20 protein-coding genes are annotated in these 20180 nt (G+C 46.6%); 9 read left to right on the forward strand and 11 right to left on the reverse strand.

The window, feature by feature from the left end:
• The first annotated feature begins 23 nt into the window (after window positions 1-23).
• From betA to choV, 4 genes are all read left to right on the forward strand, one after another.
• Window positions 24-1718 (forward strand): choline dehydrogenase, encoded by a 1695-nt coding sequence (gene betA / locus MD588_RS06560; RefSeq protein ID WP_265696227.1) that lies wholly within the window; start codon window positions 24-26, stop codon window positions 1716-1718.
• Window positions 1719-1887: 169 nt separating this feature from the next.
• Window positions 1888-2805 (forward strand): choline ABC transporter substrate-binding protein, encoded by a 918-nt coding sequence (locus MD588_RS06565; RefSeq protein ID WP_265696544.1) that lies wholly within the window; start codon window positions 1888-1890, stop codon window positions 2803-2805.
• A gap of 130 nt (window positions 2806-2935) precedes the next feature.
• Window positions 2936-3784, forward strand: a complete 849-nt coding sequence (gene choW / locus MD588_RS06570; protein WP_265696228.1) for a choline ABC transporter permease subunit — start codon at window positions 2936-2938, stop codon at window positions 3782-3784.
• Window positions 3785-3786: 2 nt separating this feature from the next.
• Window positions 3787-4980 (forward strand): choline ABC transporter ATP-binding protein, encoded by a 1194-nt coding sequence (gene choV, locus MD588_RS06575; RefSeq protein ID WP_265696230.1) that lies wholly within the window; start codon window positions 3787-3789, stop codon window positions 4978-4980.
• Window positions 4981-5092: 112 nt separating this feature from the next.
• On the opposite strand, the gene MD588_RS06580 is transcribed toward choV, so the two are convergent.
• The 5 genes from MD588_RS06580 to MD588_RS06600 all read right to left on the reverse strand — a co-directional run bounded on the left by MD588_RS06580 (window position 5093) and on the right by MD588_RS06600 (window position 8933).
• Complete coding sequence (locus tag MD588_RS06580; protein ID WP_265696231.1) at window positions 5093-5329, reverse strand: thioredoxin family protein; 237 nt, start codon at window positions 5327-5329, stop codon at window positions 5093-5095.
• Between the two features lie 10 nt (window positions 5330-5339).
• On the reverse strand, window positions 5340-6344 hold the full coding sequence (locus MD588_RS06585; protein WP_265696232.1) for a permease: 1005 nt from the start codon (window positions 6342-6344) through the stop codon (window positions 5340-5342).
• A 187-nt stretch (window positions 6345-6531) separates the two neighbouring features.
• Window positions 6532-7506: a nucleoside hydrolase gene (locus MD588_RS06590; RefSeq protein ID WP_265696233.1), complete on the reverse strand. Its 975-nt coding sequence runs from the start codon at window positions 7504-7506 to the stop codon at window positions 6532-6534.
• A gap of 112 nt (window positions 7507-7618) precedes the next feature.
• Window positions 7619-8170 (reverse strand): sigma-70 family RNA polymerase sigma factor, encoded by a 552-nt coding sequence (locus MD588_RS06595; protein WP_265696234.1) that lies wholly within the window; start codon window positions 8168-8170, stop codon window positions 7619-7621.
• Window positions 8171-8309: 139 nt separating this feature from the next.
• Entirely contained in the window at window positions 8310-8933 is a 624-nt protein-coding gene (locus tag MD588_RS06600; RefSeq protein WP_265696236.1) for a DUF502 domain-containing protein, read from the reverse strand.
• Window positions 8934-9353: 420 nt separating this feature from the next.
• Between MD588_RS06600 and MD588_RS06605 the strand changes: the two genes are divergently transcribed.
• Both MD588_RS06605 and MD588_RS06610 read left to right on the forward strand, forming a co-directional pair.
• Window positions 9354-9650, forward strand: coding sequence for a DUF503 domain-containing protein (locus MD588_RS06605; protein WP_265696237.1), 297 nt, complete (start codon window positions 9354-9356; stop codon window positions 9648-9650).
• A gap of 101 nt (window positions 9651-9751) precedes the next feature.
• Entirely contained in the window at window positions 9752-9952 is a 201-nt protein-coding gene (locus MD588_RS06610; RefSeq protein WP_265696238.1) for a hypothetical protein, read from the forward strand.
• A gap of 125 nt (window positions 9953-10077) precedes the next feature.
• Here the strand turns inward: MD588_RS06610 and MD588_RS06615 are convergent, their stop codons facing one another.
• Window positions 10078-11457 (reverse strand): alanine/glycine:cation symporter family protein, encoded by a 1380-nt coding sequence (locus MD588_RS06615; RefSeq protein ID WP_265696239.1) that lies wholly within the window; start codon window positions 11455-11457, stop codon window positions 10078-10080.
• A gap of 733 nt (window positions 11458-12190) precedes the next feature.
• Here MD588_RS06615 and MD588_RS06620 point away from each other — a divergent pair.
• A complete protein-coding gene (locus MD588_RS06620; protein WP_265696240.1) occupies window positions 12191-12739 on the forward strand; it encodes a hypothetical protein in 549 nt (182 codons plus the stop codon).
• A 96-nt stretch (window positions 12740-12835) separates the two neighbouring features.
• On the opposite strand, the gene MD588_RS06625 is transcribed toward MD588_RS06620, so the two are convergent.
• Together MD588_RS06625 and MD588_RS06630 are read right to left on the reverse strand one after the other, a co-directional pair.
• On the reverse strand, window positions 12836-13561 hold the full coding sequence (locus tag MD588_RS06625) for a siderophore-interacting protein (RefSeq protein WP_265696241.1): 726 nt from the start codon (window positions 13559-13561) through the stop codon (window positions 12836-12838).
• Window positions 13562-13719: 158 nt separating this feature from the next.
• Complete coding sequence (locus MD588_RS06630) at window positions 13720-14490, reverse strand: glutathione S-transferase family protein (protein ID WP_265696242.1); 771 nt, start codon at window positions 14488-14490, stop codon at window positions 13720-13722.
• Between the two features lie 181 nt (window positions 14491-14671).
• Between MD588_RS06630 and MD588_RS06635 the strand changes: the two genes are divergently transcribed.
• Window positions 14672-15091 carry a MarR family winged helix-turn-helix transcriptional regulator gene (locus MD588_RS06635; RefSeq protein ID WP_265696243.1) on the forward strand — a complete coding sequence of 140 codons (420 nt, stop codon included), beginning with the start codon at window positions 14672-14674 and terminating at the stop codon, window positions 15089-15091.
• A gap of 190 nt (window positions 15092-15281) precedes the next feature.
• Here the strand turns inward: MD588_RS06635 and MD588_RS06640 are convergent, their stop codons facing one another.
• Together MD588_RS06640 and MD588_RS06645 are read right to left on the reverse strand one after the other, a co-directional pair.
• On the reverse strand, window positions 15282-15914 hold the full coding sequence (locus MD588_RS06640) for a CatB-related O-acetyltransferase (protein WP_265696244.1): 633 nt from the start codon (window positions 15912-15914) through the stop codon (window positions 15282-15284).
• 802 nt (window positions 15915-16716) lie between these two features.
• Entirely contained in the window at window positions 16717-17727 is a 1011-nt protein-coding gene (locus tag MD588_RS06645; RefSeq protein ID WP_265696245.1) for an alpha/beta hydrolase, read from the reverse strand.
• 342 nt (window positions 17728-18069) lie between these two features.
• Between MD588_RS06645 and MD588_RS06650 the strand changes: the two genes are divergently transcribed.
• The gene (locus MD588_RS06650) at window positions 18070-18270 is read left to right on the forward strand and encodes a hypothetical protein (protein ID WP_265696246.1); all 201 of its coding nucleotides are present in this window, start codon (window positions 18070-18072) and stop codon (window positions 18268-18270) included.
• A gap of 19 nt (window positions 18271-18289) precedes the next feature.
• Here MD588_RS06650 and MD588_RS06655 read toward each other — a convergent pair whose 3' ends face one another.
• A complete protein-coding gene (locus MD588_RS06655; protein ID WP_265696247.1) occupies window positions 18290-20095 on the reverse strand; it encodes a sulfatase-like hydrolase/transferase in 1806 nt (601 codons plus the stop codon).
• Window positions 20096-20180: the final 85 nt, after the last annotated feature.

Here is a 20180-nt window from a genome sequence, read left to right on the forward strand (position 1 = left end):
CAACAGAATGAAAGGGAAATCAAATGAGCAAAACCTACGATTACATTATTGTCGGAGCGGGATCTGCCGGCTGTGTACTGGCTGATCGTCTAACAGCATCGGGTGAGCATAGTGTGTTGCTGCTAGAGGCTGGTGGGAGTGACAGAAGTATCTTTATTCAAATGCCGACAGCCCTGTCTTACCCAATGAACAGCGATAAGTACGCATGGCAGTTTGAATCACAGTCTGAGGCCGGTATTGATAACCGCCGTCTGCATTGTCCGCGAGGGCGTGTACTGGGTGGTAGCTCGTCAATCAATGGCATGGTGTATGTGCGAGGCCATGCCTGCGACTTTGATGAGTGGGTTGAGCATGGCGCAGCAGGATGGAGCTATCAGGAGTGCCTGCCGTATTTCCGCCGTGCTGAATCATGGATTTGCGGTGAAGATGCCTACCGCGGTAGCGACGGTCCGTTGGCAACCTGTAATGGCAACAATATGACGCTGAATCCTTTGTATCAGGCGTTTATCGATGCCGGGCAGCAAGCCGGTTATCCGAAAACCGATGATTATAATGGCTATCAGCAGGAAGGCTTTGGCCCTATGCATATGACGGTTGATAAAGGTGTACGTGCCTCGACCTCGAATGCCTACTTGCGTCGAGCGATGAAGCGCAACAATCTGACTGTCAAAACGGGTGTCGTAAGCCGCAAGGTACTGCTTGAGAGTAAACAGGCCATCGGGGTTGAAATTGAAGTTGGCGGCCAGGTCGAATCTGTCTTTGCCACCAAGGAAGTGCTGTTGTCGGCGGGCTCTGTCGGCTCTGTACAGCTTCTTCAGCTGTCGGGGGTTGGTCCAAAAGCGGTACTGGAGCAAGCCGGAATTGCTGTAGAGCATGATTTACCGGGTGTCGGGGAGAACCTGCAAGACCATCTGGAAGTCTATTTCCAATATGAATGCCATCAGCCAATAACGCTAAACAGTAAGCTGGGGCTGATCAGCAAAGGGCTGATCGGAACGCGTTGGATATTACGCAGAGATGGCCTGGGGGCTACCAATCACTTTGAGTCGTGTGCTTTTATCCGTTCTCGAGCCGGTCTGAAATGGCCCAATATTCAGTATCATTTCTTGCCTGCGGCCATGCGCTATGACGGTCAGGCAGCCTTTGAAGGCCATGGATTTCAGGTGCACGTCGGTCCGAACAAACCGCAAAGCCGTGGCCGTATTTGGGTGGAATCTAGCGATCCGTACCAAAAGCCTAACATTGAATTTAACTACATCAGTACAGAGCAAGATAGACAGGATTGGCGTGACTGTATCCGCCTGACCCGTGAAATTTTGGCTCAGCCGGCCATGGATGAATATCGCGGCAAGGAAATCCAACCGGGCGCTGACGTTACCAGCGATGAAGCGATTGATGCCTGGGTTCGCCAAAATGTCGAGAGTGCCTATCATCCGTCATGTTCCTGCAAGATGGGAGCAGATAACGATCCCATGGCCGTGTTGAATGAGAATTGTCAGGTTAGGGGAATCGATTCTCTGCGAGTGGTCGACTCTTCGGTGTTCCCGACCATTCCAAACGGCAACCTCAATGCCCCGACAATCATGGTGGCAGAGAAAGTTGCTGATGCCATTTTGGGGCGAGCTCCCCTTGCGCCTTCAGATGCACAGACCTGGATCGCCCCAAACTGGGAAACCGAACAGCGCGTTGGCTCTGCCAAGCGTCCGGTGAGCGCCTGATAGACCCACACATTATTACTGAAAACGTAAGCAGCTTAATTACCAAAACAAGCAAACTGACTATTGAGAACAAGTCAGCCTTCTCGCCAGCTACGAGAAGAACCATTGCTTAACAAACATGGACAAAGGAAGAGTCATGAAGACAAAGAAAACAATTAAAAATGCAATCATGGGTAGCTCAGCACTATTACTCAGTTTTTCAGCGATCACTGCATTAGCTGCACAGTGCGATACCGTGCGTTTCTCTGACGTGGGCTGGACAGATATTACCGCAACAACGGCCATTACTAGCGAAGTGCTCAAAGGATTGGGCTATAAGACCTCAACCCAGCTGCTTTCGGTCCCCGTAACATATTCTTCTATGGCTAATCAGGACATTGATGTGTTCCTGGGTAACTGGATGCCAACCATGGAAGCGGATATTGCCAAATATCACCAGGACGGTTCGGTCGAGACCGTGCGAGCCAACCTGGAGGGGGCTAAGTATACCCTTGCTGTACCGAAATACGTGTATGACGCCGGTGTCCGCAGCTTTGCCGACTTAGCAAAATACAAAGATGAGTTTCGTGGCCGCATCTATGGCATCGAGCCGGGTAACGACGGCAATCGTTTAATCCAGGACATGATTGATAAAAACGCCTTCGACCTGAAAAGCTTCCGCCTGGTGGAGTCCAGTGAAGCTGGCATGATGTCGCAGGTCAAACGTGCGGTGAACCGCGAGCAGTGGATTGCTTTCCTTGGCTGGGCGCCGCATCCGATGAACAGCAATTTTGACATGGCCTACCTTGACGGTGGTGATGATTTCTTTGGCCCCAACTACGGCGGTGCAAGTGTTTATACCAATGTTCGCCAGGGCTACTTGAAAACGTGTCCGAATGTCGGCCAGCTATTGCAGAACTTGAGTTTCAGCCTCGAGATGGAAAATCAGTTGATGGGCGAGATCCTAAACAACAATGCCAAGCCTGATGCGGCGGCAAAAGCCTGGCTAAAAGCCAATCCGCAGGTATTGGATCAGTGGCTGAAAAAGGTAACGGCACAAGACGGTAGCAATGCAACCAACGCCGTGAAGTCATATCTGAAAATCTAATTGTCTATTGCGCGCCAAGTGCTGGCTGATTGTCGGTGCTGCTGCCACGGTAACAAGTGGCAGCAGGCCGGCGCAATAGACAAACACGGAACGACCCAATTTAAAAAATATGGACCATTAAGGAGTAACAGTGGACTTTATTACAGAGCATAAAATCCCGTTAGGTGATTGGATGGCAACCTTCGTGGATTGGCTGACCTACAATGCTGCAGGGTTTTTTGACTCGCTTTCCTATACCCTGGAATCACTGATCATGCTGTTGGTTGATCTGTTTAAGTGGTTTCCGCCTGCTGTACCGATTGTAATGACAGCTTTGCTGGCCTGGTTTCTTCACCGGAGCTTCTCGCTGGTCATTTTCGTTGTTGCGGCACTTCTGCTGATCATGAACCTGGGTTACTGGGAAGAAATGCTGGAAACCTTTGTTCTGGTATTAACAGCTACGATGATCTCGGTATTGGTCGGGGTGCCTGTTGGAATAGTGGCAGCACATAAGCCTTGGTTGTATACCATCATGCGCCCGATCCTTGATTTGATGCAGACTATACCGACATTTGTCTACCTGATCCCAACCTTGGTACTGTTCGGCCTGGGGGTGGTTCCCGGTCTTATTTCTACCATTATTTTTGCCATTGCCGCTCCAATCCGCCTGACCTATCTGGGTATTAGCCGAGTCCCTGAAGAGCTGGTCGAGGCGGGTAGAGCCTTCGGGGCCAATCGAATGAAGCTGTTGTTCAAAGTTGAACTTCCGGCGGCAATGCCAAACATTATGGCAGGGATAACACAGTGCATTATGTTGTCATTATCGATGGTGGTGATTTCCGCACTTGTGGGGGCTGACGGTTTGGGGAAACCGGTGATCCGTGCCCTCAATACGGTGAATATTTCTCAGGGGTTTGAAGCAGGTTTGGCCATTGTATTGGTCGCCATTATCTTGGATCGTCTATGTAAGACTCCGGCAAGCCAGAGCAAGGAGGGATAAGCATGAGTGCAATCAGTATTAAAAGCCTAGATGTGATTTTTGGTGAGCAGACAGCCAAATCCCTTGCATTGCTCGATGAGGGCAAAAACCGTCAGGAAATTATTGATGCCACCGGTGATGTAGTGGGTGTTCATGACGTCAGCCTCGACATTGAAGAGGGTGAAATTTGTGTCTTGATGGGGCTATCCGGCTCCGGTAAATCGAGTTTGCTACGTGCGATTAATGGTTTGAATACCATCAGTCGTGGTTCGCTTGAGGTGCAGGATGGCGAGCAGTCTATTGACCTTGCCAGCTGCGATAAAACGGCTCTGCGTCATTTGCGGACCAACCGAATATCCATGGTGTTCCAGAAGTTTGCTTTGATGCCTTGGCTGACCGTACTCGACAATGCCGCTTTTGGTCTGGAGATGCAGGGTATCGGCAAGGCAGAGCGTCGCCGTCGTGCAGAAGAAAAGCTCGAGATGGTAGGGCTTTCCGAGTGGAAGCACAAATTTCCTCATGAGCTATCGGGCGGCATGCAGCAGCGCGTCGGCTTGGCGCGGGCATTTACCATGGATAGCGATATCTTGCTGATGGATGAGCCATTCTCGGCTCTGGATCCGCTTATTCGCAGTCAGCTTCAAGATGAGCTGCTGGAGCTTCAGCGCCAGCTGAACAAGACGATTGTGTTTGTGAGCCATGATTTGGATGAGGCCCTCAAGATTGGTAATAACATTGCAATTATGGAGTCTGGTAGGCTGATCCAGCACGGTAAGCCAGAAGAGATTGTACTGAAGCCGAATTCACAATATGTGAAAGACTTTGTCGCGCATACGAATCCGCTTAATGTGCTGCGTGGACGTTCCCTGATGACAGAGGCCAGTGAGCTAGAGTCGTTGGGAGAAATGTTGATACTTAACCAACATGACAAGACTTGCGTCAGTACCACCGCGGAAGGTGAGATTATGACCGTGACCCGGCAGGATGAGTCTCTGGCATTGCAACAGTGGCAGGAAGGGGACAACCTTGAGACCCTTGAGCAGGATAAGGTCGTTTTGGCAACACCAGATATCTCGATGCGCGAAGCACTGGAAATCCGCTATCGCACCGGTCAGCCTGTTTTACTGGGAACAGAAAGGCGCCTGGAAGGGGTATTGTCAGATAATGACTTTTATCACGCCTTGTTAGGTAAGCATTTTTCTGCCAAGCTGGCTTAGGAAAGCGCTTAACTTTGAATGTGTATTCGCCACCCCTCACTGATGGCGAATACTACCAGTGAGATACATCAAAAGTAGCCCTTGTATGTTGTAGAAGGGCTACCTCTCACTCTTATTTTTCGAACCACCCCTCGATAGAGTCGCGTTTAGGCACACTGCCTTTGTGTACAACCTGTTCGTCAATGACCACGGCGGGGGTTGCCATGACACCGTATGCCATAATTTGAGCAAAATCTTCAACTTTCTCTATATCTATTTTGACCTTCAGTGCATCGGCGACTTCTTTGATTAATGCCGCGGTGGTTTTGCAATTCTTACAACCAGAGCCTAGAACTTTTACTTTTTTCATCGATATATCCTCATAACAAAGGAGAAGTGAGATTGAAGGTCCAACCTACAAGGGTAAAGGCCGTCAACAGAACAACAAATAAGGTGGCGAGCAGCCGCCATTGCATGACTTGCTTGAGTAAAATGAATTCGGGCAGACTGGCTGCTACCGTACTCATACAAAATGCCAGCGTAGTACCGATAGGAAGGCCATTGGTAATGAGGCTTTCCATGATGGGAATAACCCCTGTCGCATTGGAATAAAGAGGAATGCCAAGCAGCACCGCAGCAGGTACAGACCACCATTGCCGGTCACCCAGATAGGTCTCTATCCAACCGTCAGGGACGAAGCCATGGAGGGCAGCCCCTAGCCCTACACCAATAACGACCCATTTCCATACCCGGCCGAATATCTCGGTGGTTTCTCGCTTGGCAAACTGGTGGCGTTCAGCCAACGTTATTTTTTCGGTGGCTGTTTGATTAGCAGGCTGTTTGTTTACTTGCAGGTTTTGTTGGCCATGTTTCAAGGCATCGGCGGCAAAAGATTGTAGCCAGCGCTCAGCCCGGATGGTATCAAGAAATAGCCCGCCAACCATGCCGATCAACATGCCTACCGCAATATAGAGCAGGGTGAACTTCCAGCCGAGTAGGCTCATTAGCAATAATACTGCGACTTCGTTGATCAGTGGCGAGGTGATTAAAAAAGCCATCGTTATCCCCAGCGGGATCCCTGCTGAGGTAAATCCGAGAAACACCGGAATGCTGGAACAGGAGCAGAAAGGGGTAATCGCACCGAAAGTTGAACCCAAAAAATAACCGACGAATCGATTTTTGCCTGCCAGGTAATCACGGACACGTTCGACGTTCAAAGATGCTCGAATAATGGCAATGACATAAATCATGACCAGCAGCAGGGCAAAAATTTTAGTGGTGTCTTCAATGAAGAAGTGCAGGGCATCAGCCTGTTTGGTCGCTGGCGTTAAGCCCAATACCTCAAATACCAACCAGCTGGCAAAGTCGGTGAACACTTGAAACATTTCTCATCCTTATTAAGTTACTTGGGGATATACCTATAAAGACGGAGCTGCGGCTAAATGGATGCAGAAAAAATTACATTATTTTTATGTGCGGTATGTGTGGTGCGTGAGGGAGGTGGGGGAAAGTAGCTCAGACACTTTTATGCCATGCCTGAGCTATGAACTAGGGAGTTAGAGTCAGCAAGTCCTAATCGAACTGTTTACCGTAATTGATGATGCTTTCACGATACAGGGCTAGCAAGGCCTGATCATCGACAGCAATACCAACTTGTTGGGCTGGCATGTTTTTCCACTCATCAGTTTGATAGCCACGATCATCAAATTTCTGAAGTGTCAGGCCTTCTGCCGGACCGTCGGTAACAACACGGACTGGGCCTTCACGGAGTGTAAACAGCTCGGGGTTGATGACATAGGCGATAGCCGAAGGGTCATGGACATGACAGCCATGAAGCCCAAGCTTGTTGGCATAGAAGCGTAGGTAATAGCGGCTCACATCCCAAATGAATTCGCCAACTTTTCCTCCGGCTGATTTCAGTTCATCAATATAGTCTGACGAGAAGAAGCTTTCTTCCGTGACGTCTAACCCGATGATGACGACTGGCCAGTTTGCCGTAAAGACCTTATCGGCTGCATGCGGGTCATCGTGGATATTGGCCTCGGCAAAAGGAGTAACATTGCCACGGTGGTTATTCATACCAAAAGCACCGCCCATGATCACAACTTCTTTTACCAACGAGGTAATGGCCGGATCTGCCTCAAGTGCCAAGGCGAGGTTTGTGAGTGGGCCGACGGCAACCAGAGTGATTTCTCCGGGATTTGCTTTGATTGTATCAATAATGTATTGATACGCCGGACGGGGATCTGCACTGGCATGTGTTGGCTCACTGGAGTGTAAATCGCCAAATCCGGTTTCGCCATGAACGACAACTGTTGCTCCTACCGGTGGGCGTTGGAGAGGTTTTTCTGTTCCTTTGGCAATGTCACAGCGAAAGTTGAATTCCTCCTTCAGATAAAGCGCATTACGTGTGCCATTCTCGATAGTGGCATTACCATATACTGTTGTGATCCCGACGAGTTCGATATCTGGGTGGGCTTCAGCAAACAAAATGGCCATTGCATCATCGATGCCCGGATCGGTATCAAGAATAATTTTCTTACGCATAGAGAACTTGTCCAGATAAATTGAGAGACAACATCTTAGCGTCAATCTGCCCCATTCCCCGTGATAGCTCTCACACTGATTTGAAAGACCGATGTAAATTTGATTTCTACGATTAGTCTCTGGGGGTAAAACAGCAAACCTTTTGATTTTCATCGAGTATCACTTTGCAGGAGCTGGTTAGCTGTTGCCGTAGTTTGGTGCGGGCACGTTGCAAGCGAGATTTTACGGCCGGTAGTGAAAGCTCATGCTGGTTCGCATACTGTTGTTGGGTCATGCCATGAATATCGCATGCTTTCAGTATGTCACTGTCTTTCGGTTCAAGTTCATTAAGTACACGGGGCAGGCAGTTGGTGAGGTTGTCTACAGTTGTATCGCCAAGCTGTTTCTGTTCGATATCATCCATAGCGGGTAAAGCGAGCGTGGTGCGTTTACGTGCCTGATCGATGACCAGGTTTCCTGCCACCCGGAATAACCACGCTTTGGTATTGGTAATGTTACAGAAGCGTTCATCTTGATGCATTGCCCGGATAAAGACTTCGTGCAGTAGATCTTGGGCTAGGGGCTCGTCGTGAGTTTGGGCGCGGAGCCAATGCGCGAGTTGGTTCTCATGATGCTCCCACGCCTGCATCAGGCAAGGTCTGGCGTTATGTTCTCGCATTGTCATTTTTGTACCGTTGGAACTAGGATAATAGAGTTGATGAGTCATTTTCTCATGAGAGCCTGAGGCGCAATGTGACTTCAGCCAATATTTCGATACGCAGGCGAATGATAGTGTCTGCCTCCCCCGAAAGAGGTGAAAATAGTCAGTGGTCTTTATGGCTCGCTGAGGAGACACCCGAACCGGCCCCGGTCATTCCGGCAGTCAGTGTAAAGCGCATTGCTTCTTCAATTGTCATATCAAGAGGACGTATCGCGCTGCGGGGGATCAGGACAGCATAACCTCCGATCATATAGCTAAGGGGAAAGTAGACCAGAACACTGTCTTCATCTCGAAATGACTCGGGTAACCGCTCAGAGATTGGCTGTGTAACAAAGCCAATTACCTGCATGTCGGTCTCCCCCAGTGTTACTGCGACAACTTGTTCAAACTCTTTGCGAGTGGCAGGAGAGAAGTAGTCAAAAAAGTCGCGAATAGTCGGGTATACCGTTCTGAATAACGGCATGTGATAGAAAACTTGTTCACTCTTGGCAAACATCCGTTGTACGACATAGGCGTTCATCATAAGTCCGGCGATAAAAAAGACTAGCAGCCCGGCAGCTAGACCCATTCCCGGCCAATACCATTCATTGGGAAGAATCGTCTGAATGAGTTCACCGAGTATGGACTCTAATGAAACGGCAAACCAGTAGAGGAGGTAAAGTGTCAATACTATTGGCAATATAGTTACCAGCCCGGTAATGATATTTTTGCTGATAAAACCAAACATTGTGACGTTCTCCAAACTGGGTGCTGATATAAAGCATAGGCATCCTTCGACAGGTATACCCAAGTTACTTCAAGATGCAGGATTCAGAGTAACACCAGCCAGTTCAATTCAAGGAAAATGTGCGAAGGAATGACATGTCCTTTTGAGTACATTGGACACAGAAGTGGATTGGTTGGAGCACTCCCGAAAGGCGAGTTTTCCAGGCGCAAATGCTGCGTTGCTGATTCTTGATGTAGAGCGACTGTATCTTCAAATCAGCGCCTTGTTTTCGCTCCTGGAAATTCTCGCTGAAGCGAGCATCTTGAAGTAACTTGGGTATATACACTTTTTATATTGCTTATGATTGATATGAGTGCTGGATGGACACTCACTGAAGTAACGATCACTCAATAGGGAGGCTTTGCATTATGAGGGGGGAGTATGAGTGAACAAAGCTTTTATATTGCCCTTCTTACTGTGGAGCTGGTGATCCCTCATGCGCAATCGCTGAAGGAAAAACGCCGCGAGATCCACGGGTTGAAAGATCGAATTAGGCAGCGCTTCAACGTTTCAGTAGCCGAAGTTGGCTATCAGGATAAATGGCAGCGTAGTGTATTGGCCACTTGTCTTGTGGGCAGTGATAAACGCCTGTTGGAGTTAGAGCAGACCTGGATCCGCACTGTTTTTGAAGAGGCTGCCAATATTGAAATTACCGCAATAGCTCAGGAGTGGCTGTAGTTGTTAGATTGCGACGATAATTAACTGGGCCTGCGACATTTTCTACTCGAATATTTGTAAAGTCGGTATAATCCGCCCCAACAACAAATGTAGGTAATATCATGAAAGTAATGAAGATCGGTTGGGCAGATGTGTGTGGTTATGGCGACTGGCTTACTCCGGAGGCTGCGCTTAAATTTGCACAAGGTGGCTATACGCACGTTGAGTTTTCAGGCGAGTTGATGAAAAGTGAACTGAGCTATGCGGACGATGGCACGCCTTTGGTGGGGCTTGGTAAAGCGGATGAATTGGGCAATGAATAGGGAGAGTGAGTCAAACTTTAACCGTGTAAAGTTTGTCCCGCAAAAGTAAGACATGCCGTTTGGTTGGGGGGATATGCCCCAGCGATTGCTATTTCGTGAGTCGCTGAGGCGGTTATTGCTGTTGGTTACATTTTTCCCGTCCCGGTTTTGGCTTGTTTTTGAAGCTTGAAATATTCCTGAGTCAGTTTGAATACTACGGGACTTAGCAGAACCAAGGCGATCAGGTTAGGAACGGCCATCATTGCGTTTAGCGTATCGGCCAGCAGCCAAATAAACTCCAGTGAACTGGTTGCCCCAATAGGTACGGCAATTACCCACAGAACCCGAAACGGGACAATTGCCTTTACTCCAAATAGATACTGGATACATTTTTCGCTGTAAAAGCTCCATCCCAAGACAGTGGTAAATGCAAATATAGATAGGGCAATTGCCACAATATAGTTACCCAGGCCGGGAAGGGCCGTGGCAAAAGCGACAGATGTTAATGCTGCTCCAGTTTCTCCGCTTTGCCAAGCTCCGGATACCACAATCGCGAGGCCGGTGATGCTACAAACTACAATCGTATCGATAAAGGTACCTAACATCGCGACTAAGCCTTGTGCTACCGGATTTTTAGTCTGGGCTGCTGCGTGGGCGATGGGGGCACTGCCTAACCCCGCTTCATTAGAAAAGATCCCCCGTGCGACACCAAACCGAATTGCTGCCCAGACGGCGGCACCGGCAAAGCCTCCTTGCGCTGCGACTGGCGTAAAGGCACTGCTGATAATCAGACTGAAAGCGGTGGGAATTTCGGTGGCATTCATCCCCAGTACCAACAGACCCGAAGCAATATAGAACGCGGCCATAAGCGGAACCAATTTACCTGCCACATCGGCGATACGCTTAATCCCACCCATCAATACGAGACCAACCAGAATCATCATCACCAGACCGGATGCTATTGGTGGTATACCGAAATTGGCATCTACTGCTGCTGCAACAGAATTTGACTGCACGGTATTACCAATGCCAAAGCCTGCAACGGACCCAAAAATAGCAAAGGCCGTGCCCAGCCATGCCCATTTATGACTCAGGCCATTTTTGATGTAGTACATCGGTCCGCCGACATGGTTACCATTTTCATCGGTCTCACGATACTGAACCGCACACACTGCTTCGGCAAATTTTGTTGCCATGCCCACGAGAGCCGTACACCACATCCAAAACAGGGCTCCCGGTCCCCCTAGAAAGATTGCGGTTGCGACCCCTGCAATGTTACCGGTGCCAATAGTGGCTGAAAGGGAAGTCATTAGCGCGTTAAATGGACTGATTTCCCCCTGTATTTTTTTGTCTTTCTCCGGAATTCGGCCGGACCACAGTAATTTGAAGCCGGCACCGAGTTTGACAATAGGCATGAGCTTTAAGCCGACAGTGAGGAATATCCCAACCCCAAGGATCATTACCAGCATTGGGACGCCCCAAACCAAGCTGTTTATTGCCGCTATAAAGCTTGCTATTGACTCCATAAGGAACCCTCACTGTGTTTTTTCTAATATATGCAAAAACATAGGTCGCCTTGGGGATAAATACAAACGGCATAGAGGAAATGTGCGGAGAATGTTGTTATTGAGCGACATCAAATTGCCATGTAAAAGTATGGTGAGATGCAGTACAGGGAGTACACTTAAAGTGGCGTCAAGCTTTGCCTTTCGATTGCGCTCCGGGGAATTGAGTATTAGTGATCGTAGTCGAAGAAAGCTAACACTTTTGATATTGGATGGAGTAGTACCAGAAAACTGAAGAGTAAGGATCAAGTCATGCGTCACTGGAGCAGGAGAAATAAGCAACGGCTTTCTCAACAATTCAGAGTTGAGCATATGGCAGAAAAGGTTATCAATGACTTTTTGGCGAGAAGAGGCATAGGTAAAGAGGATACCTTGCATTAGGTAATTCTTGTGTCGCTTTTGGGTCAACCTGTTTAAATATTATCTTTGACGATCGCATCTTAGCGGTCGTTTTTATTTCCCCCACCCGCAGGACGTATGAGGTGGGGCGATTACGCCTTTCTTTCCTTTATTAATTATTGAGTTAAGAAATGCTGTGTGACTAGCCTTTGCACATGGTTCGCATTGTGCGATATTCTATGCTGCGAAATGTATCAACAGCTGATACATGGAACTAACTTTTCAAATATGCATGGAATTTGGTATTGAATTTTAAGCATGCCCGTTTACGACGTAACAAAGAAGAGATATTGATTTGCTAGAGCTACTTAAAGAAGTATTAGGATGGACCTCTGTCGCGTTCTACATCTCCATCACTGTATTTAACAGTATGAAGTTCACACGTTTTGCGGCCTTTGGCTCTGCGGCGAACGATATTGTCTGGTCTATCTTGATGGGCTGGTGGCCGAAACTGATCCTTAATCTGTCTGTTGCTGCGATAAACACCTATCGATATGTTAAGGATTTCACCAAATCAGCTAAGGCCATCGTCAATTTGTTGGCAGCAATAATGGCTGCAGGTATTCTTTATATTGTATACGTAGCCGTGAGTGCCTTTATCGCCGAACCGACACTTCCGGTTGCTCTGCAGTTTATGGATTTGGGGGTTATTGTTACCGCGCTATATATGACCTCACTGAAGAAGTATCGAGTCTTAATGCTAGTTTCAGGCTTTGTCGGTATGGCTGCCTACTATGGCAACCCCCAGATGATGGTTATCAAAGCAATCGTGATCGGGATTATGACCTATAAACTGGTCTCGCCAAGCCAGCAGGAAAAAGAAGTGTTGGCAACAGAGAGTTAAGTATTACTCTGAGTTCCTTTGTTCTGATATAAAGCCGCACATTGTTGCGGCTTTATTGTATTACAGCACGTACGGTTGTTTAGCTGTACTTTCAATTTATGTGATTCTTTGACGGGCACTGAGCCCTTTTGCCCAGTAGTTACTTGCGTAGATATTTTCCCGTTCAAAACTTAGTTCATTTTGTAGATGCTGCTGGATCTGTTTAACCTGAGTTGCTTCAACGCCGATAAATACCTGGGTATCTTTCGGTAAGTTATGGCTAACTTGGTTAACATATTGGGCAAGTTCGCCTTGCTGTTCATCCTCAATAAACCAATCGACATGTGGGATATCTAACTTGACGATATCAGCTCGAGTTGGCACAGCAATAACGGCTGTAAGCGTTGACTCTTTGGGAACCTTGTTAGCAAATGCATTCACGGCGTTCAGCGAGGTAATATCACCCACCATTAAGTAGTGTTGCCATGAGAAGTCGCTCAACTTGGGCTTACCAGGACCAGCTACACCAACAAAGCTGCCAACTTTAGCTTGTTTAGCCCAGTCAGTCGCCGGTCCGCGGTGGCGGTTAACAACAAAATCGAGCGTTAGCTGGTTGCTGTCGGGATCGAAGCTTTTTATCGTGTATGAACGCATTGCGAGCTTGTTCGACAGACTAAGCATCGATTTATGTTGCTCCGGTTTGGGCACCACTACTTTTACGTGCGCGCCTTCCATGCCTGTCGGGAAATCAGCTAATGAGTCCCCGTGCAGGGTTAAGCGACGAAGATGAGGGGTTAGATCTTGTACCTTATGTACATGAACGAGGTGAAACTTTTTACTCATGGGGTTTCTCCGCACAGAGGTCTTGAGATTAACAGCCCGTGCGTCTTCTATAATGACAACACTGCTGTCTGCGCATGTTAGTTATCCCGCTTGATTTCGAGGCAATGTATCGAAAGCTCTTGACGGTTGAGAGTTACATAAGTGACGGGATTGAAGTATTAGTTTGCCATCTCAGGCAACCAGGCTAGGACACCTTGCTTAAAGCTAGGTCGTTGGATAATGGCATTTTTCCACTTTTCCAGATTTGGATAGTTCTCAAATGGATACTTGGCTACTTTCAGTATCACCAGTTGCGGTATCCAGGCGATATCAGCGAGGGAAAAGCCGTCTCCGGCAAGCCAGTCATTGTCTTTGAGGCGCTCATCCATGTGTTTGAAGCAGTTGTCGATCACTGCCGTAGCCTTATCCAACTCAGTTTTTGTAAAACCCTCGTTGGAATTAAAGCGCTCATGGAATTCGAGAAGGGCAGAATCAAAGGATTGATTCTTGCGATACTCATCCATCTCCTCAGATGTCTTCTTCATGTTTTGCAGAAAATCTACGTTGCCATACATGTAGGTTTTGATCGAAAGGTGGTTATTTCTGGCCAGATACATCCAGTCGTACATCACTTGCTCGTCTTCAGCGGAGACTGGGCGAAGCGAGCCGGGTGAAAACTGTTTATCCAAGTAATCGATGATGTCGGCAGAGTCGATAACAACCACACCGTCATTTACCAAGGTGGGTACGACAGCATTGGGGTTTATTCCCATATACACTTTGGTTAAGTTCTCACCTTTCAGAATATCAACAAGATGGCTGCTCCACTCCAGCTCCTTCTCTTCCAGCGCGATTCTTACCCGCATTGCGCAATTGGAAAAGCCTGTATGATACAGGTGAAGGCCCTTGAAGCTTTCCACTGATTTATTGGTTGGTTTGATAATCCCCATCTTCTTACCTCATAATATGAACATATGGTAGTAACTGAAATCGTTGAAGACATTCAGGTATTTATGCTTTCTTTGCGGCCTGCTGAATACCCGGCTTCATGTCATAACATTTGGTTGATAATATAAACTATATCGATATCGTTGATATTGTCAACTAATTGAGGTTTGAAAAAGATCGTCAATGGATAAATTAGCCAGTAAGTATTTGTTTACCCTGATACAGAAATATCGCTCGGAAATGCGTAGTGCGATTGATGCAAAGTCATTAAATATCAATGCAATGCATGTTCAGTGCTTGAGGTATGTTGCGGAGACACCTAGCTGCACAGCCAATAGTATCGTGCAGGGATTAGCTCGTGATAAATCACAAATATCAATCCTTATCAAAGATATGGTTAGCAAGGGATGGATTGAAAGAAAACCGAACCAGGTCGACAAACGCAGTAAACTACTGGTTTTGACAGACACTGGCCGTGAGTTGATTGACAAGGTGCGCCAGGAAGAAGCGGTGATCAGTGCTCGTATGCAGCAGGGATTGTCTGAGGAGGAGCTGGCTGCTTTTCAAACAATCATCCAGGCTATGATCAAAAACCTTAATTAAAGGTATTTTGAATCCTTAATAACGGCACTGCTCATCCTTGATTAGTGCCGCCAATCAAAAAAGATACTTGCCCCACAAGGGAGGCAATAACCTTATTATTTCGTTTCTTTTTTTTTGCGCGAGATTAACTACGAGTTACGCGAAATGGGTAAACAGTCATTTCGGATAGTGTTCCGGAAAAGTAAAATCATTAATTCTCATATTCTAAATGTGCTTTTTCCAAACCATCTATGTCACCACTACAGATCAAATCTTTAAGCGCTGTAAATTTTTCTTCGGCCCAGTTATAAATGTCCAGTGCCAACAGGCGATTTATCGTCTCCTGCGGAAAACGTAAGCGAATTGGTTTCGCTGGTGTTCCCCCTACAATGGTGTAAGGCGGCACATCTTTTGACACCACGCTATTTGCAGCAACAATTGCACCTTCCCCGACTGTTACCCCCGGCATGATCATCGAGCGCATCCCGAGCCAGCAACCGTCTTCTAGGCGAGTATCGCCTTTCGACTGATAGCTTTCTTCAAGCTTGTCCATGAACGGGTACAAGGAGAACCAGTCATATCGGTGGGTATGGTTGCCACCCATCAGGATAACGACCTCGGCTCCGATGCAGACATAATCACCAATATATAGCTTATCTACTTCCCAGGGTGGTTCCCTATGACAAGTCGCTTCATCACCGTGCAGATAACGGACAACTGATTTTTCAAAACCGTCATCATAGGCATCGCTGTAATAGCTATGTGTCCCCTTGATGGTGATATTTTTGTTTTTTACCGTTTCGTGGAGCATTTCCATTCGAGTCCAGTGTTTCACTCTTTCCATGTTATACCTCTATTTATCGAATAATATTGTTGAATTAAAAAATGCTTTATATCTTTTGAATAACAATAAATTGACAACAATCAGCGCCGGACTAAATCCCAGTATGATTATTTTTCAACATACCAGTTGAAACCCATGAAATGGCAATCCGATCTTTGCTATTTCTCACTGAAATAACAGTGTTCAATATTCATGAGACTCGCCAGGAAGCAGAAAAATAGAGATATACCCAATAACAAAACAAGGGATACCCTGTGGCGATTGCACACAGCACTATCAGCTTGATGATATTATTATGTTTAAATCTCTTAAACATAGGCAGCATAAAACCTCTTATATAAGAGTTATTGTTTGCCGCATATTGTGATTTCTTAGCGGCAGTGAATAAATTTATTGCTATTCACTGCCTTCGCTAAGCGATTTGGGGTTGCTTGACGTAAGCTACTTTGACAACAGAAGTGCACTCTGTTGTGCAGATTTTACAAACTGACATGTACACTCCTGAAAAAGAATTGAATTAGATTGATGTGGATTCTACTCTGTAAATTTGCTAGGTCAATAATAGATTTAATTTATTTTTGTAATGATGTCTTTCGACTAAAGTGAAGCTTTACCTACCCCTTTATATACAAAACCGATAGCGGTTTCTTATTGGTAATCTTAATTTACTGTGATGAGCATCCATAACCCTATAATTCCCCCAAACACTTAACTGCCTCAGTATGTGAAGGAACTATAGGGTATAATGATGCTTTGCTATTTTGGGGACATAATCAACTTGAAAAGTTATGGCTCTTTTCAATTATCGATTCCCGCCGCGCAGGGTGTGCAGGCGGCTGCCGCTACCACTATGGCCTTCGTACTTACCTTCATCAAAGTCTCTTAGATAGTGGTAGTTTAACAGGTGCCCTGCGCCTCCCTTAACGTAGACTTTTCCGGCAGTTTTACCGACGCTGTTGAGCACTCCAACCTCCGCAATGTAGTCATTGTCGTTTGCAAAGTGCTCAGTAAAAGGGACCTTTTGTTCATCTTTTACTGCCCAAGGAGAGGGGTATTCATCATGCGCAGACGCAAAGGTATAAACCTCCAGATGATCAAGCAAAGAGTTGCAGCTAGGATCTTGAATAAGCATTCTGACAACGTTTGAAATGATGACTCCTCCTTGGGAATGAGCGATCACTACGACCTTGTAAGTGCTTTTCACATCCTCGTCAGCGGATTCCAATTTTACCGCCATCTTTTTCAGCTCTCTTCGGATGTGATCTCGGGTCGTCTTGGCAATAGAAGTATTCTGATCGAAAGTTCTTCCTTTCATTACCTCAATTAAGTCATGCTTAAACCCATTAGTTGGATTGTGAAGAGGAGTGATAGGGCGCTTGAATATCTTACTGAGCATTTGTGCATTAACTTTTGCCATATCCTCATTGGTACCGATCCCGTTCAGGAAAAACCATGTTTCATTTGGGGTGGGGTTGTTGTTATGAAAACTTTCTGCAGGTAAAAGAGGGGTGATTTTAGTCTCTTTTATGAAAGGAGTAGGATCGATGAAAAAACTTCTAATTGCTTGTGAATAGTTTTTCTTGCTTGTGTAGTATCGTTCACTAAGCTCGCTGTTATCTGCACCAAATGGTTCAAGAGGTTTCTCGCCAAGCACCTTTTTTAGGGAGCCGATTTTTGCTAAGTCTGTAAGGAACTCATGGACAAACTGCTCAGGTTTCAGGAGCTTGGCATGAAATGTTGATGCCACTTTTTTTAATCCAGTCCACCACACAAGTCTTACAATTTTGTCCCCAGTGATTAATCCTAATGCCATAATAAAATTCCATTTAGGTTATGAAAATAAACGATGCCGTTTCGAATGTGCAATCGACATTTGCTTATGATGTGTTATAGGCAGCCAACAAAAACATATTGTTTCCTGTTTTTTCATTGTTCTTATCTTCCTAGCATACCGCATAGAAAATAGCTGAGATAAAAAGTAAGTTTAGTTTCATTATTAAGATTTGACTAAAATAACTGACAACTACGTCCATAAAGCTAAGGGGGGCTAATTCAATAAATTGGGACCACAACTCACAGGTTAAGTTGCAACTGGTCAGACCTGGTTTATAGTGCTATATGAATGTTACACATACATATTAAGTGGGGGATAGCAATGAGTCGCTTTTGCACTGATGAAGTAGAAATATTTTGTCAAGATGGCCATAAACTTGCTGCCACTGTTTATAAGCCAAATAATAAAGTAAAAGGCGCAGTTTTGGTCTGCCCGGCAACAGGGGTTAAAAGACAATGGCACCTGAAGGTTTGGCCATCACTTGAAATTGCATTAACCGCTATCTCCCTTAATGATAAATAAACGTCAATTATGCTCTGTACTATGGGTCGAAGCGCTCAATGGCCCAATTGACTCCTTTGATATCAGGTAGATGAAAGCCATCGTCTGTACCGACTTCACTATCGATCAAGCGATTGAGTTTATCGTTCATGGCGAGTAGAAGCGCCTGGTTTTGCTTGTTCAAAGCGAGATTGTTGAGTTCATACGGATCATTTTTAAGATCGAACAGCTCAACATCGTTGGCGTTAAAAATTTGCTCAATGCTGGTCGGGCGATTGTGCTCCCGTGAGCTAAAGTAACGGCTGTATTTATACCTTCCATCAAATACCGTTCTGATATTGGAGCGTTTTTTCATGTTCGGCTTGGGGATATTATCCAACGTTATCTGCTCACCGGCGCCTTTGGCTTTGGCAATGCTACCCAGCCAATTGACATCCATAAAGGCCCACATACTGAAGCAATACAAGGCGCCCTCACGGACGGCATCATAAGAGGCTTTTTCCGGGCTTGCCAGCAGCGGGGAGATGTCATGCCCTTTTAGCCTTGCATAGACTTCTTTCTCCTGTTTCTTGTCGGCACCCGTCATCGATAAAATGGTCGGCAGGATATCGTTGTGCGCCGTGACCGCTTTACATTTTTTGCCGCCCGACATGTCCGGATGATAAATAACGAAAGGTACATTGTTCTGTTCCCGGTAGGCCGTAGCTCCTTTACCAGACATCCCATGAGCCCCGGCAAGCTCACCATGATCGGAAGTCATTATGATGATGGTGTTGTCTAGCATGTCCAGGTTTTCAAGCTCAGTGAGAATGGTATCCACAGAGCGGTCATTATCGCTGATGCAGTTCAGGTAATAATCCTGCATTTTTTTCCAACGTTCGTCCTCGTTGGGAATTTTACCGCAGAGCATGCCCATAGACTCTTGGTAGTCATAATGGGCCATAGGGCGCCCCGGTTCGGTCAGAGATTGCTTGCGGCTTGGTGAGAGCGGTATGCCCCACTTTTTCTTATAGACTTCGTTGTCCGGATCGCCGGCGATTTCGAACATGGTATGCGTTGCGCCTTGAACCTTCTCGCCTGGTTTGTCGGTGTCATAGAACATAATGTCATGAGGATTAACCAAGCCAATTGTTTTGAACCATGGTTGGCCGGCATCATTCAATGCTTTGCCTTTCTGCCTTAACCAAGCCTGAGAGGTCGCGGTGACGTACTGGTCGGTGAGGTACCCGAATTGTGCTGCACCAACGATATAATTAATGCCGGTGAAGTCGGAGAATCCGTACTTGTCCATGATGTCATGGTCAACTGTCGGGTTGGGATTACCCGCATTGGCATGCTCGTGAATGAGTTGATGAAGGTGCCATTTCCCCTGATAGGCAGTGTAATAGCCAGCATCGCGCATCATGTGGCCGATAGTCGGGATGTTGAATGACATGTTGTCGACCCAGGGAAAATCCGTATTGTCGAACATTCTTGTATGCTGAACATGTTGCCCGGTGAAAATAACAGAACGCGAGGAGGTGCAGACCATTGAGCAAGCCTGATGGTTCTCAAAGGTTGTCCCCATTTGAGCAAGGCGATCTCTGCCTGGCCAATGCCCCTTTCTCGTCAACTCAGGAAAATAACGTTCCTGGTCGGTAACGATGAATAAGACATTGTAGCGTTTGGGTTTGAGCGGCGTACCAGGCTTTGATTTACCAACGTAAGGCTGCGCAGCTTGTGCCGTTGGCGGCATTGCTATGCCCCCCATCCCTATTGCCAGCGTCGTCAGACCTGCTGTCTCTAGAAAATCTCGACGGGTTAGGCCCGTTTTACCTTTATTATTGGATTCATCAAACTGACTCATAGCGCTCTTCCCAATTTTTGAACCAATTGAAATCAACCTGCCAATCAAGAATAGGCACACAAAAAGCAAGGTTACAGGCTGCTAT

Source organism: Photobacterium obscurum (assembly GCF_026191635.1).
GTDB lineage: Bacteria > Pseudomonadota > Gammaproteobacteria > Enterobacterales > Vibrionaceae > Photobacterium > Photobacterium obscurum.